We start from the raw sequence: 14,061 nt of genomic DNA, 5'->3' as shown, positions 1-14,061 counted from the left end.
GCTCTACTCCACTTCGATGCCGAAATCCTGGACGAGTGCCTCCAGACCGCCCGTGTAGCCCTTGCCGCCCAGGACGAAATCCCAGTCTCCGTTCGACCTTCGACGGAAGGAGCCGAGTACCAGGGCGGTTTCGCGTGGCTTGCCGTCGGAGACTTCGAGTTGCCCCAGCTCGGCGAGCCCTGGGTCGCGTAGGCGGATGCGGGCGTCCGTGAAGCCGGAGAGGTCGGCGTCCGAGTTGATCTCCGGGTCGATGGCGGCCACGAGTACGAACCGGTCAGCCTCCTCGGGCAACCCGTCGAACGAGACACAGATCGCGGCCTTGTCAGGTGCGGTGGCGGGAAGAGCACGCACTGAGCCGTCCGGCGTCTGCGGGTTGTTGTAGAAGACGAAGTGATCGTCACTGAGGACCTCGTTGCCACGGCAGACGAGAGCGCACACGTCCAAGGCGACACTTCCGGTCCATGACATGCCCAAGACGTTGTAATCGTCGGGCAGTCGACTGTTCGGCCCCGAGGGCGTCGCCTGCGCGGAGACCTGCTGACCACGCTCACCCAGTCGCCCACGCAGTCCATGGCGATGCAACAGATCGACGAGTTCGCCACCTGAGATGAGTTCCAGCGGCTTGCCGTTGGCGAAGGTGTGTGAGCCGGGGCCGAACCCCGACGTCGTCACGAGGACACCCTTGTTGGCGCCGGCGTCCTGGACCGTTCCGTACAAGTCGCGCACAGCCGTGGGCGGCACCGTGCTGCGGTAGCGCTTCACCTGCACGACAATCTTGCCGCCACGGATCGGCGTCGGATCCAGCGCGTCGACGTCCACACCGCCGTCGTTGGACCGCTGGGTGGTCACCGCCTGCATCCCCATGGCACGGAAAAGATCGGCAACGAGATTCTCGAAGGCTATCGGGTCCATGGCGAACAGGTCTGGTTCCTCGTCGCTGCCGTGGGTGACAACACGGTTTCCGACATCCTGCGGCCGCCTGCTCGGCCGCACCGGCGTGAGCTGGTCCGGTCGCACCGAGACCTGCCCGCGCAGTGCGTCAGCCAGGCAACTACCTGCGTCGACCTGCGCCAGGTGCAAGTCACGGAAGGACGAGCGCGAGGCCATGACGGTCGCGAGGAATATATGACCCGGTCGGCCCGTCGTAGGGTCATGCCCGTCGACGAACCCGTTCAAGGCCACTGACTCGAGCGCACCCAGCTCATCTGCGCCGAACAGCTCGTGCAGAACGAGAAGCATGCACTGAGCCAGCACCTCCCCGTACAGGGCCCGGCGCTGGCCTATCGGGCGAGGAGTCTCTTTGTCCTGGTCGACCCCGGACATGTACCGAACGGCCTTGACCTCCGGCACGATGCTGTAAGCGGGCAACTCCCAATCCAGGACCAACTGCCGTGCTGCCGGGTCGTACGCAGCTGCCACCTGCCGTGGGAAGTTCTCCGGCCACGCCGTCGAGGCGTAGAGGGCGGCAGTGAAGTACTCGATCACGGAATCGGGATCCTGACGCCTTACGCCTTCGGTCATCGCGCCGATGCCGGCGTTGTGCAGCCGTACATCTGCCAGCTGGGTGTCAGCCCATTGCTGGTACTCCCGCTGGTACGACGCGAGTTGTTGCTGCCGCTGAGTTTCCGCCGCCTGGGCAGCCTGCCAGTCACGCTCGAAGCGCGCTCGTGCTTCGGCCTGCGCCTGGGCCCTTCGACTCGCCGTCCAACCGCTCTGTGTCTGGTAGTGACTGAAGTCCGGCATGGGCACCGGTTGTGCCAACGGTCCTGGGGCGAAGGGCTGGACATTCTCAGGTCGCATGAGAGAGGCAGCCCTGAAGGCGGGAGCCCGGCAACCAGAGGCGAGTAGACCTTGCAACGACGCTACCTGCGCGTCCAACTCCTCCGTGCGCCGTAGAGCCTCGGCCTGTCGGTACTCGCGGTGGCTCTGGGCAGCTCGGCGTTGGTAGGCCCGCGCTTGCTGTTCCTGCTGCCTACGGCGTCTGGCTTCAGTTTCCATCTGGCGTTGCTGCTGCCGTTGCATCTCAGCCCAGACGCCGACAGAACCAGTAGAACGACGACTCATGTGCTGCAGGCCCTCCCCAGGACGGGGGCAGCCGAAGAGCATTTGGTTGTCCCCGCAACCAACTGTAAGAGATGACTCTATCGAGCAATCACGATCTCGCATATGTACTCGTCAAAGGATGTGAACGGTCTGACGTGAGTCATCGAGCCGCGTTCACAGACCGCAAGAGCACGTGCTCAAGTGCCGGGCTGCATCAACTCCGTTGGGTGAGCCCGCCGAAGCGTGGATCATGGACACGTGAAGTGGACGAAGAAGGCGGGGCCGGCCGAGCAGTCGGAGCGTGAGCCCGAGCTCTCGGCGTACCAGCGAGCGATGCGGAACCGGCTTCTCGCGGCCCCCGTGGTGCCCGCCCCTGAACCCTGGCGGCCCGTCTTCGAGCACACATACGGCGTTGCCGTCGGTGGTCTGCTCGGGATCGGCTTCGCGACGCATCCCGACAGCGGCCGTGATCTGGTGATGGTCGTCTCCTCCGACGGTCATGGCCTCTTCGACGCCGTCACCGGGGACAAGATCGCCAGGGAGTGCGATCTCGACCCCGAGGACAGCACCCCCGACGCGGTCGTCGATCTGTCCTGCCCAGGACTGGGACCGGTCGCTGGGAGCCGTGTGCGCATCGCGGGGCTCTTCGGTGGAGGGCTGCACACCACCACCGGGGACGGCTGGACCCTGGAGGTCGTCACCCCGGCCTGGCCGAACGAGCGCGTCCTGCTGTCCCGCGACGGCGGGCTGCCCCACGCCGGTCCGCACGCGGAGCAGTGGTGGCACATCTTCCACGCGAACTACTCCACATTCCGCACAGCGGGCTTCTCGCCCTCCGGACAGACCATTGCCGTGGCGACGAGCAGCGACCTTGCCTTGTGGACACGCAGGTTGGACGACACCCTCTTCGGTAGCACCGGAGCCTGACCGAGTCGTGCGCTCAGCTGGTCGTGGGAGCCCTCCGGCGATACGCTCCGCCATCTGTCGGCACCCGTGTCTTGCGGGCAGCAAGGGGACGAAGCGAGATCACACGTCGAACTGGTTCCACTCGACAGCGGCTTCGGCCAGCGGGGCGAGAGCGCTGCGGTGGGTAGCGCCGGCCCAGACGCTGAAAATGTCGTCGTCCGCCGAGCCCGAGACGTGCAGGACGAGCCCCGGGGCCACGTAGAACTCGGTGGGGTACCAGGGGCAGAAGGGACGCAGAGGCACGCGGTGCAATCCTGCGGTGAGCAGCCGGACCTGCTGCCCCGTCGGTTCGTGGGGGAGCGCCAGGTAGTCGGCGCCCATCGCGGCCGCCCACGCAGCGGGAGGAGTCATTCGAACGCCATGGAAGATGTGCGCATGGTTGATCACTCTTCCGCGATACCTCTGACGGCTGCCCGCAGCTCGGTGAGATTCGTCAGCGCGGCTTGGCATGGATCACCAAGCCGCCCTCACAGACCCGTTGAGGGCTGGAAGTCCTTCTCGGAAGGCAAAAGGGCTGTGAACGCGGCTTGACATGGGTCATCAAGCCGCGTTCACAGCCTTTCCTCGGGCTGCGGGCGGTCACCGGCTTGGGCTGCTCCACTCCGCGTCGACGCCTTCTCGTGGCAGACGTGCGCAGGGTCGTGTGTCCGGGCCGGCGGCCGCCGTTCGGATCACCCACGGCGGCCCTTTAGGTGATTGCCAGACGCCTTGTGAGCCGGGCAACCGTCGCAGGGGTACGACGTCTCAGCAGACGACGAACCCAGGACGACCTGAGGAGCTTGGTGATGTACGCAGCAGTCCGGCGGTACGAAGGGGTGACCGACTCGGCCGAGGCGGCACGTCTCGTGAACGAGGGGTTCGTGCCGCTCATGCGCCAGGTCTCCGGCTTCGTGGCCTACTACTGGATCGACACCGGGGACGGAGTGATGGTCTCGACCAGCGTCTTCCAGGACCAGGCCGGTGCCGCCGAATCGATCTCGAGAGCTGCGGACTTCGTGCGGGACAACCTTGCGTCCCTGCTCCCCAACCCTCCACAGGTCATGGCCGGCGAGGTGGTGGCTTCCGCATGACAGCGTTCGGACCAGCCACATGCAATTGACACCGCTCGCCCACGAGATCCACGCGCGCGTGCGGGCCGGTGAACTCGACCTGGCCGCCGTGCTGTTGCCCGACGAGCGGACCTACCTGGTCGCCGAGGTGGTTCTCGCGCATCTGCGGTCGTAGGGGTGTCCTGGGCGGGGAGACTCCTCCCCGGAGGCTCCGGACGCGGGTCGGGATGGCCGGGAGCCGCGGGTGCGGGACGGTACGGCGGCCGGGCCGGTGGTCAGGCGGCCTCGATGACCTCACCGCGGATGGCGGCGGCCCACTCCACGACCAGCAGCTCGTACTCCGCCCGCTCCTGCGCCGACAAGGAGCCGCCCGTACGCATCCAGAGCGCACGAATCTGCTCATTTAACGCGGCCGCAGACCGCACGGAACCAGGGGGCACGGAATCTGGGGACATGCGGAACAGCCTAGGCGCAAGGACTGACACTGCGCTACCGGACGGCTACGCACACCGTATGTGGTTGGTCACGGTGGATCCTGGTGGAACGTGTTCTGCCGCGACCTGGGGCGCCCTGACAGGTGACCCGCGGGCGTGACGGGCCCGGCAGGGGCGGCCACGGCCGGGCCGCCGGGGTCCACCGCGGCGGCCTCGGACGCGCCCCGGTCAGCCCGCGGACTCCGCCGCGTGCGGGCTCAGCGCCCCCGTGGCCACGAGCGCGATGATGACGATGCCCAGCGCGATCCGGTACCAGACGAACGGCATGAAGCTCTTGCTGGAGATGAACTTCATGAACCAGGCGATGACGGCGTAGCCGACCACGAACGCGATGATCGTGGCGAAGATCGTCGGTCCCCACGAGACGTGCCCGCCCTCGCTGGCGTCCTTCAGCTCGAACGCGCCGGAGGCGAGCACGGCGGGGACGGCGAGCAGGAAGGAGTAGCGGGCGGCGGCCTCACGGGTGTAGCCCATGAGCAGGCCGCCGCTGATGGTGGCGCCGGACCGGGAGACGCCCGGGATCAAGGCCATCGCCTGGCAGACGCCGTAGATCAGGCCGTCCTTGACGCTCAGCTCCTGGAGCGACTTGCGCTGCTTGGCGGCGCGGTGCCGGCCGCCCGTCTCGTCGCGTGCCGCCAGCCGGTCGGCGACGCCGAGCACGACACCCATGACGATCAGCATCGTCGCGGTCAGCCGCAGGTCGCGGAAGGGTCCCTCGATCTGGTCCTTGAGCGTCACGCCGAGCACGCCGATCGGGATCGAGCCGACGATCACCAGCCAGCCCATCTTGGCGTCCTGGTCGTGCCGCATCGCCTTGTTCGTGAGCGAGCGGAACCACGCCGAGACGATCCTCGCGATGTCCTTACGGAAGTAGATCAGCACCGCGGCCTCCGTGCCGATCTGGGTGATCGCCGTGAAGGCCGCTCCCGGGTCGTGCCAGCCCGCGAACGCGGCGGTGAGGCGCAGGTGCGCGCTGGACGAGACGGGAAGGAATTCGGTCAGCCCCTGGACGAGTCCGAGGACGAGGGATTCAAACCAAGACATGGAATTTCGTGGTCCAAGTGCTGATCGTGGAAGGGTTGATGGGGCGTTGCCGCGCGCACCGGCCGTCGGGGCGCGGTGATCACGGGTGTTGAGGGGCAGCGTAGCGTCCCGTACCGACAGCCCGACCACAGGGTCTTCGCAGGACGTTCGAAACACCGGCGCCCCCGGCCGGGGTTCCCCGCAGGGGTCGGTATCGCCCGCCGCACGGCCGCTCGGGACTGTTCCCGCGCGGACTGTCCTGGGGCCGACACCTTCCATGGCTGCCGGATCGATCCCGTAACTTGACCATGCAAAAAGCTAGTTGACGGTACGTCAGGTCATGCGGCCGGTGCGCGCCGGTGACCGCGACGCCCAGAACGTGCACGCCGAACCACCCGCCGTACACGCAACCAAGCCCCTACGTCACCCGCCGTGAACGCAACGGGCCCAACGTCACGCCTCGTGCATGCAGGCGCACCTCAAGTCACGCGCAGTGCATACAGTCGAACCCCGACGTCACGCCCAGTGCGCGCAGTCGGACCCCTGCGTAACCCACGTAACCGCCGTGCGCACAGCCGCCCCTATGCCGCCGCGGGCCCCGTCACCGTCCAGCCCGGGGACTGCGGGTGGGCCGTCAGGTTGTCGTGCCGGACCTCCTCGCCGCAGTCCCGGCAGACGACCTGGGCGACCAGCTCGTGGCCGCAGGAGTGCTGCAGCACCATGGGGCGGAAACCGTCCTCCTGGAGATGCCGGTCCCCCCATGCCATCAGCGTGAACAGCACCGACTCCAGCTCCCGGCCGGCCGGAGTGGGCCGGTACTCGTAGCGCTTGGGGCGCTCGTTGTACTCCACCTTCTCCAGCACGCCCGCCTCCACCAGCCGCTTGAGCCGCGCGGTCAGCACATCGCGCGGGGCCCCGATGTTGCGGACCAGCTGGTCGAAACGCGTGGCGCCCAGGGACACCTCGCGGAGCACGAGCAGGGAGTACTTCTCGCCGACGAGGGCGAGCGTGGCGGCGATCGAGCAGGGGCGGGAGTCCTTCATGCCGACCAGTCTAGAGGGTGGGTTGGTTCTTCCAACCCTCTGGGCTACTCTTGGGTCACTTAGCGGGTTTGGGAAACCAACTCACCCGTTCCGGGTGTGCGGTGCGGCCCAGCCCGTCCGACCGCCGGTTCCTCACTGGAGAGGCCCACCATGCGCGACGCCGTGATCGTCGAAGCCGTACGCACCCCCGTGGGCAAGGGCAAGCCGAACGGCGCCCTCGCCCATGTCCACCCCGTGGAACTCCTCGCCCACACCCTGCGCGCCCTGGTCGAGCGGTCCGGCGTCGATCCGGCGCTGATCGACGACGTCATCGGCGGCACCGTCGACCAGGTCGGCGAGCAGGCCATGAACACCACCCGGTACGCCGTGCTGTCGGCGGGGTTCCCCGAGACGGTTCCCGCGACGACCGTCGACCGGCAGTGCGGCTCCTCCCAGCAGGCCGTGCACTTCGCGGCGCAGGGCGTCCTGTCCGGTGCCTACGACCTGGTCGTCGCCTGCGGTGTGGAGTCCATGAGCCGCGTCCCTATGTGGTCGAACGTGCCGGCGGGCAAGGACCCCTTCGGGCCCGGCGTCGCCGAGCGCTATCCGGAGGGTCTCGTCCCGCAGGGCATCAGCGCCGAACTGATCGCCGCGAAGTGGGGGCTGTCGCGCGAGCAGCTGGACGCCTTCGCGGTGAGTTCCCACCGCAAGGCGGCCGCGGCCTGGGACAACGGCCTGTTCGACGCCGAGGTGGCCCCGCTGGACGGCGTACGGCGGGACGAGTGCGTACGGCCCGCCAGCACTCCGGAGACCCTCGCCGGGCTCAAGCCCGCCTACTACGACCCCGCCTTCGGCGAGCGCTTCCCGCAGATCGAGTGGAACATCACCGCGGGCAACGCGAGCCCGATCAACGACGGCGCCTCGGCCGTGCTCATCACGTCGAGCGAGACGGCCGCCCGGCTCGGTCTGCGCCCGCTCGCGCGACTCCACAGCTTCGCGGTGACCGGCTCCGATCCGCTGCTGATGCTCACCGGCGTCGTCCCGGCCACCGAGAAGGTGCTCCGCAGGGCGCGGCTCGGCCTCGACGACATCGATCTCTTCGAGGTCAACGAGGCCTTCGCCAGCGTCGTCCTCGCCTGGCAGCAGGAGACCGGAGCGGACCTCGGCCGGGTCAACGTGCACGGCGGCGCCATCGCCCTCGGTCATCCGCTGGGCGCGAGCGGCACCCGGCTGACGACGACCCTCGTGCACGCGATGCGCGAACGCGGGGCCCGCTACGCGCTCCAGACGATGTGCGAGGCGGGCGGCCTCGCCAACGCGATGGTGCTGGAGGCCGTGTAGGCCCGTCGGAGCGGTGAGCCGCAGCACCAGGTGAACGGGTGACCGGGCCTTCGGCGGGTCAGCGGACGGCGCGCAGGTGGTGGCGCTTGCGCCAGGCCACCACCGTGCCGACCAGTGCCGGTACCGCGATGAAGCTCATGGCGACGAGGAACGCGGGCGAGGTCGGTGCCGAGGCGCGGGCGCCGGCGACGACGTACGCCGCCGTGTTCGGCACCGAGCCGAGCGCCGTCGCGAGCAGGAACGGCAGCCAGCCCATACGGGATACGGCAGCGCAGTAGTTGGCGGCCCAGAACGGCACCCCTGGGAAGAGCCGGGCCACCATCATCGAGCGGAAGCCGTGCCGGCTGAGCTGCCCGTCCGCCGCCTTGAGCCAGCGGCCCCGCAGCAGCGGGCGCAGGGCGTCCTGACCCAGGAAGCGGCCGAGACCGAAGGCAAGGCCCGCGCCGAGCACGGTCCCGCCCAGCGCGGCGCCCACTCCCAGTTGGGAGCCGAACAGGGCGCCCGCCGCGAGGTTGAGCAGCGGCCGGGGCACGAACGCGACCGTGCACAGGCCGTACGCCACCGCGAACACCAGGGCCGCCGCCGTGCCGCCGAGCTCGGGCGGCCAGCCGTCCGCGAGCAGGCGCTGCGGTTCGAAGAGGAGCACACCGGACGCGGCCGCCGCGAGCAGGACGAGCAGCAGGGACAGCCGGGACCAGGGCGAGAGCAGTACCCCGGTGCAGCGGGCGGCGAGTCTTCTCGAGGTCAGTGAGCGGTCCGGGTCGGACGGTCCGGGACGGGTGGCGCCGGTGAGCGGTCCGGTGCCGGGGAACTGCGTGGCGGAGACGGGCTCCGTGGCGGTGGCCGGGGGAGTGGCCGTGGCGGTGCCCCCAGAGCGGGTGGTGGCATCGAGCATCCGGTGACACTAACCGACCGGTGTGTGTGATCGCCGTATGGTTCGTCTCACGGAGGTCACAGATTCCCCGACATCGTGTGTGTCGGGCGGCATGCCGGACAGCGCCCCCTGCTGACGTTCCGTCCGCTCACCTCAACCGCGGCGGCTGAGCGACCGCCCGCCGGGCTCAGGAACCCGTCAGGACGACGAGCCGCTGGGTCGCCCGGGTCATCGCCACGTACCGGTCCACCGCACCTTCGATCCCCGTGCCGAAGTCCTGCGGGTCCACGAGGACGACCAGGTCGAACTCCAGCCCCTTGGACAGCTCGGGGGTCAGCGACCGGACGCGGGACCTCGCCCGGAAACCCGGGGCTCCGATCACGCACGCGATCCCGTCGGCGTGGTCGGCGAGCCAGCTCTCCAGGACCGCGTCCAGGTCCGAGACCGTCCCGTGGACGACCGGGACGCCGCTGCTGCGGATGGACGTCGGCACGTTCGCGTCCGGCAGCGCGGCACGGATGACCGGCTCGGCCTCCGCCATGACCTCCGCCGGCGTGCGGTAGTTGACGTCGAGAGAGGCGAGCGTGATCCGGTCGAGGCCGATCCGCTCCAGCCGTTCCCGCCACGACTCGGTGAAGCCGTGCCTGGCCTGGGCGCGGTCCCCGACGACGGTGAAACTCCGTGACGGGCACCGCAGGAGCAGCATCTGCCACTCCGCGTCGGTGAGTTCCTGGGCCTCGTCCACGACGACGTGCGCGAACGGTCCGGCGAGCAGGTCCGGATCGGCGGTGGGCAGCTCCGACTCGTCCACCAGGCTGACCCGGGCGTCCTCACCGCGCAGCATCCTCACGAGGCCCTCGCCGTCGTCGCCGTCGGCACCCGAGTCGGCCGCGGCCTCGATCAGGTTGTCGACCACCTGCGTCATGCGCTCGCGCTGCGCCGCCAGGACCGACTCCTGCCGGCGCCGGCGCCGGGCGGCCTCCGGATCGCCGAGCCGCTGCCGTGCCGCGTCCAGCAGCGGCAGATCGGACACCGTCCAGGCCCGGGCGTCGGCGCGCTGGAGCCGGCGTACCTCCTCGCGGCTCAGCCAGGGGGCGCACAGCCGCAGATAGGCCGGCACCGACCACAGATCCCCCACCAGGTCGGCCGCCTCCAGCAGCGGCCACGCCCGGTCGAAGGCCGCGACCAGCTCCCTGTCCTGCCGCAGCGATCTGCGGACCGCCTCGGCCGGCGCGTCCTCGTCGTGCTTCTCGACGAGGATCGTGAGCAGCTCCTCGAAGACCTGGTCGCGTGCCTCGTTGTGCGCGCTGCCCGGCTCCGCCGCCTCGAACGCCGTGGCCCAGTCGTCGGCACCGAGCAGGACCTCGGACCACGGGGTGGTGACCGTCATCCCCTTCGCCGGCGGCTCCTCGTAGAACCTGACGGCGGTCTCGATCGCCCGCACCATGTCCGCGGACGACTTGAGCCGGGCCGTCTCCGGATCGGTCTCGGCCGCCGCCCCCTCTCCCTCGGTGACGAGATCCCGCAGCGTGCAGGTCTGCACGCCCTCCTCGCCGAGGCTGGGCAGGACGTCCGAGACATACGCGAGGTAGGGCCGGTGCGGGCCGACGAACAGCACACCGCCCCGGCGCTGCCTCAGACGCGGGTCGGAGTACAGGAGGTAGGCCGAGCGGTGCAGGGCGACGACGGTCTTCCCCGTACCCGGACCGCCGTCCACCACGAGGGCTCCCCGGGAACCCGCCCGGATGATGGCGTCCTGGTCGGCCTGGATGGTGCCGAGCACGTCGCGCATCCGGGCCGACCTGTTGCCGCCGAGACTGGCGATGAACGCGCTCTGGTCGTCGAGCGCGGCGTGCCCGGCGAACCCGTCCGCGGTGAACACCTCGTCCCAGTAGTCGCCGATCCGGCCGCGGGTCCAGCGGTACCTACGGCGACTGGCCAGCCCCATCGGGTTGGCGTGGGTGGCGCCGAAGAACGGCTCGGCGGCGGGTGAGCGCCAGTCCAGCAGCAGCCGTCGGCCCGTGCTGTCGGTCAGGCCGAGCCGGCCGACGTACACGGGTCCGGACCCGTCGGCGGCGACCATGTGGCCGAGGCACAGGTCCAGGCCGAAGCGGCGCAGGGTGCGCAGGCGGGCGGTCAGGCGGTGGATCTCCGCGTCCCGGTCCATCGCCTGGCGGCCCGTGCCGCCGGGTGCCCTGCGTTCGGCGGCGAGACGATCGGACAGCTCGGCGATCGTCTGGTCGAGGGTCCGCGCGAGGTCCGCGAAGTACCGCTCGTCGGCGGCGATCAGCTCCGGGTCGGCCTTGGGGGCCAGGTGGTCGGGAAGGTCGAACACGCTGGTGGTCAGCGGATTCACAGGCATCGGCTCCGGTTCGGGGTGGCACGGCGGTCGGCTTCGGCCGGTCAGTGTGCGGCATCACGGGGGCCTTGCCGCAAGGCCCCCGGTGCGCTATACGTTGAGAGTGGAAAGGAGCGGACACCCCTCCTTTCCTCTTCTTTTTGCCCGCGGCGCGTAGGCGGCCCCTCTTTGCCCCCGGCGCGCGGGCGACCTCTCTTTGTCCGTCGCGCGAGGACGGCCCCGCGTCACGGATCCCGGCGGCCGGGCGTCCCGTGCATCCGCCGCCCGCGTCGGGTCGGCAGAGAGTGTGGGGCCCTCGTCCCGCAGCCCCGGTGAGGCCCGGGGGCCCGTCACCCGTCGGCCCCCACGCGGCGCCGGCCCGCCGCACCACCGGCCCCTGACGCCCCGTCGGCACCGGGCGTGACCGGGCCGCGGAAAACCATTCGACGTGCGCACACGCGTCGGCGATGATCGCCTCATGTTCCGGCACGCCTTCCTCCTCGCGACATCCGCAGCAGCGGATGCGCCGAAGGCTGCCGTCCTCATCGTCACGGCCGCCGTCGACGGCGCCCGAAGCTGACCCTTCCCGGATCGTCCGGCGGACCCCGCAGGGGGAGGGTCGGCGAGTCCTCGGGGTCCCCGCTCCGGCCCGTGTGCGCCGGAGCTCTCACTCAGCTCAGCTGACACGAAGAGGCTTCGAGGTACAGCCATGCCCAAGACGGCTTACGTGCGGACCAAACCGCACCTGAACATCGGCACCATGGGGCACGTCGACCACGGCAAGACCACCCTGACCGCCGCCATCACCAAGGTCCTCGCCGAGCGCGGCTCCGGCACGTTCGTCCCGTTCCACCGGATCGACCGGGCGCCGGAGGAGGCCGCGCGCGGCATCACCATCAACATCGCCCACGTCGAGTACGAGACCGACACCCGGCACTACGCGCACGTGGACATGCCGGGCCACGCCGACTACGTGAAGAACATGGTCACCGGCGCGGCCCAGCTCGACGGGGCGATCCTCGTCGTGTCCGCGCTCGACGGGATCATGCCGCAGACCGCCGAACACGTGCTGCTCGCCCGGCAGGTGGGTGTCGACCACATCGTCGTCGCCCTCAACAAGGCCGACGCCGTGGACGACGGTGAGGACGCGGTGCTCGCCGACCTCGTGGAGCTGGAGGTCCGCGAGCTGCTCTCCGCGCACGGCTACGGCGGCGACGCCGTGCCCGTCGTACGGGTCTCCGGGCTCAAGGCCTCTGAGGGCGACCCCCGTTGGACCGCCGCGATCGACGCGCTGCTCGACGCCGTGGACACGTACGTGCCCATGCCGGAGCGGTATCTCGACGCGCCGTTCCTGCTCCCCGTCGAGAACGTGCTCACCATCACCGGGCGCGGCACGGTCGTGACGGGCGCGGTGGAGCGCGGCACGATCCGGGTCGGCGACCGGGTCGAGGTGCTCGGCGCGGCCGTGGACACCGTCGTCACCGGCCTGGAGACCTTCGGCAAGCCCATGGCGGAGGCGCAGGCCGGGGACAATGTGGCCCTGCTGCTGCGCGGAGTGCCCCGCGACGCGGTGCGCCGCGGGCACGTGGTCGCGGCGCCCGGCAGCGTCGTCCCCCGACGCCGCTTCTCGGCGCGGGTGTACGTGCTGCCGACGCGCGAGGGCGGCCGTACGACGCCCGTCGCGACCGGCTACCGGCCGCAGTTCTACATCCGCACCGCGGACGTGGCCGGCGACGTCGACCTGGGCGAGGCGGCCCTCGCGCGGCCCGGTGACACCGTCACGATGACGGTGGAGCTCGGACGCGAGGTCCCGCTGGAGCCCGGTCTCGGCTTCGCGATCCGCGAGGGCGGCCGGACGGTCGGCGCGGGCACGGTGACGTCGGTCGGCTGAGACCGGCGCAGGGCTCGCACGGCGCGGGTGCCCGTCCCGAAGAGGGCGGGCACCCGCGCCGGTGCGTGCCGCTGCCGTGCGCGACACTGGCCTCCCAGGGCGACGGGCGGCGCGGGAGGGCGGAAAACCGTGGCAGGCAAGGCACTTGTGCTCGGTGGCGGAGGCCACGCCGGGATCGGCTGGCTGGCGGGAATCCTGTACGGGCTCGGCGAGGCCGGCGTCGACCTGAGCGACGCCGACGTGGTGATCGGCACGTCCGCCGGATCCTCGGTCGGCGCCCAGCTCACCTCCGGCGAGCTGACGCTGGAGGGGCTCTACCGGCGCCAGCTCGTCCCGCCCGCCGCCGAGATCGCCGGACGTCTGGGTCCCGCGCTGATCCTCCGGTTCGTCTGGTCCGCGCTGACCTCGCGCACCCCCGAGGCGTACGGCCGCAGGCTCGGCCGGACGGCGCTCGCGGCGAACACCACCTCCGAGGCCGAGCGCCGCGCGGCCATCGAGAGCCGGCTCGTCTCGCCAGAGTGGCCCGACCGCGCCCTGCTGATGCCCGCCGTGGACACGGCCACCGGCGAACTGCGCGTCTTCGGCAAGGACAGCGGCGTCGCCCTCGTGGACGCCGTGGCCGCGAGCTGCGCCGTCCCCGGCGTCTGGCCGCCGGTCACCATCGGCGGCCGCCGGTACACCGACGGCGGTATCCACTCCGCTGCCAACGCCCACCTGGCCGCCGGATACGAGCGCGTGGTCGTCCTCGCGCCCCTGGCCGTCGGCGGCGGCCCCCTGGTGCCCGCCGCCGTGCAGGGCCGCAGGCTGGCGGAGGCCGGTGCGCGCGTGGCTGTCGTCACACCCGACCGGGCGGCGAAGCGGGCGTTCGGGCGCAACCCGCTGGACCCGGCAGTACGGGCAGCCGCGGCGCGAGCCGGGCTGGACCAGGCACCGGCACACGCGACGGAGCTCGCGGAAGTGTGGCGGGGCTGAGCGGGGGCGGGGGAGCGCGGGCCGTCCCCGTTGGCCGGTGGGACGGGC

Annotated in this window: 13 protein-coding genes; 6 read left to right on the top strand and 7 right to left on the bottom strand. The window is 70.6% G+C overall.

Annotated features, from left to right (window positions below; all coding sequences use genetic code 11):
- Positions 1-3: 3 nt before the first annotated feature.
- Positions 4-2,064: a restriction endonuclease gene (locus tag ACFYQQ_RS37615; RefSeq protein WP_355784702.1), complete on the bottom strand. Its 2,061-nt coding sequence runs from the start codon at positions 2,062-2,064 to the stop codon at positions 4-6.
- Between the two features lie 312 nt (positions 2,065-2,376).
- Here ACFYQQ_RS37615 and ACFYQQ_RS37610 point away from each other — a divergent pair, with 312 nt between their 5' ends.
- Positions 2,377-2,970, top strand: coding sequence for a hypothetical protein (locus tag ACFYQQ_RS37610; protein ID WP_355784717.1), 594 nt, complete (start codon positions 2,377-2,379; stop codon positions 2,968-2,970).
- 99 nt (positions 2,971-3,069) lie between these two features.
- On the opposite strand, the gene ACFYQQ_RS37605 is transcribed toward ACFYQQ_RS37610, so the two are convergent.
- On the bottom strand, positions 3,070-3,360 hold the full coding sequence (locus ACFYQQ_RS37605; RefSeq protein WP_355784705.1) for a hypothetical protein: 291 nt from the start codon (positions 3,358-3,360) through the stop codon (positions 3,070-3,072).
- Positions 3,361-3,794: 434 nt separating this feature from the next.
- On the opposite strand from ACFYQQ_RS37605, the gene ACFYQQ_RS37600 reads away from it, so the two are divergent.
- Positions 3,795-4,079, top strand: coding sequence for a hypothetical protein (locus tag ACFYQQ_RS37600; RefSeq protein ID WP_355784708.1), 285 nt, complete (start codon positions 3,795-3,797; stop codon positions 4,077-4,079).
- Between the two features lie 19 nt (positions 4,080-4,098).
- Positions 4,099-4,233, top strand: coding sequence for a hypothetical protein (locus tag ACFYQQ_RS37595; protein ID WP_355784711.1), 135 nt, complete (start codon positions 4,099-4,101; stop codon positions 4,231-4,233).
- A gap of 100 nt (positions 4,234-4,333) precedes the next feature.
- Here ACFYQQ_RS37595 and ACFYQQ_RS37590 read toward each other — a convergent pair whose 3' ends face one another.
- The 3 genes from ACFYQQ_RS37590 to ACFYQQ_RS37580 all read right to left on the bottom strand — a co-directional run bounded on the left by ACFYQQ_RS37590 (position 4,334) and on the right by ACFYQQ_RS37580 (position 6,618).
- Entirely contained in the window at positions 4,334-4,513 is a 180-nt protein-coding gene (locus ACFYQQ_RS37590) for a hypothetical protein (RefSeq protein ID WP_356171269.1), read from the bottom strand.
- Positions 4,514-4,720: 207 nt separating this feature from the next.
- Complete coding sequence (locus ACFYQQ_RS37585) at positions 4,721-5,596, bottom strand: undecaprenyl-diphosphate phosphatase (protein ID WP_356171266.1); 876 nt, start codon at positions 5,594-5,596, stop codon at positions 4,721-4,723.
- Between the two features lie 560 nt (positions 5,597-6,156).
- Positions 6,157-6,618 carry a winged helix-turn-helix transcriptional regulator gene (locus ACFYQQ_RS37580; protein WP_388907015.1) on the bottom strand — a complete coding sequence of 154 codons (462 nt, stop codon included), beginning with the start codon at positions 6,616-6,618 and terminating at the stop codon, positions 6,157-6,159.
- Positions 6,619-6,768: 150 nt separating this feature from the next.
- Here ACFYQQ_RS37580 and ACFYQQ_RS37575 point away from each other — a divergent pair, with 150 nt between their 5' ends.
- Complete coding sequence (locus ACFYQQ_RS37575; RefSeq protein WP_355790178.1) at positions 6,769-7,938, top strand: thiolase family protein; 1,170 nt, start codon at positions 6,769-6,771, stop codon at positions 7,936-7,938.
- 58 nt (positions 7,939-7,996) lie between these two features.
- Here the strand turns inward: ACFYQQ_RS37575 and ACFYQQ_RS37570 are convergent, their stop codons facing one another.
- Positions 7,997-8,833, bottom strand: a complete 837-nt coding sequence (locus ACFYQQ_RS37570) for a TVP38/TMEM64 family protein (protein WP_355790175.1) — start codon at positions 8,831-8,833, stop codon at positions 7,997-7,999.
- Positions 8,834-8,999: 166 nt separating this feature from the next.
- The gene (gene helR, locus ACFYQQ_RS37565) at positions 9,000-11,168 is read right to left on the bottom strand and encodes an RNA polymerase recycling motor ATPase HelR (protein ID WP_388907055.1); all 2,169 of its coding nucleotides are present in this window, start codon (positions 11,166-11,168) and stop codon (positions 9,000-9,002) included.
- Positions 11,169-11,859: 691 nt separating this feature from the next.
- On the opposite strand from helR, the gene tuf reads away from it, so the two are divergent.
- Positions 11,860-13,041: an elongation factor Tu gene (gene tuf, locus ACFYQQ_RS37560; protein WP_388907011.1), complete on the top strand. Its 1,182-nt coding sequence runs from the start codon at positions 11,860-11,862 to the stop codon at positions 13,039-13,041.
- Positions 13,042-13,170: 129 nt separating this feature from the next.
- Positions 13,171-14,013, top strand: a complete 843-nt coding sequence (locus tag ACFYQQ_RS37555) for a patatin-like phospholipase family protein (protein ID WP_356243688.1) — start codon at positions 13,171-13,173, stop codon at positions 14,011-14,013.
- Positions 14,014-14,061 lie beyond the last annotated feature (48 nt).

This window comes from Streptomyces sp. NPDC005496 (assembly GCF_042872045.1).
Taxonomy (GTDB): Bacteria; Actinomycetota; Actinomycetes; order Streptomycetales; family Streptomycetaceae; genus Streptomyces.
This window is presented reverse-complemented; position numbering and strand designations above follow the sequence as displayed.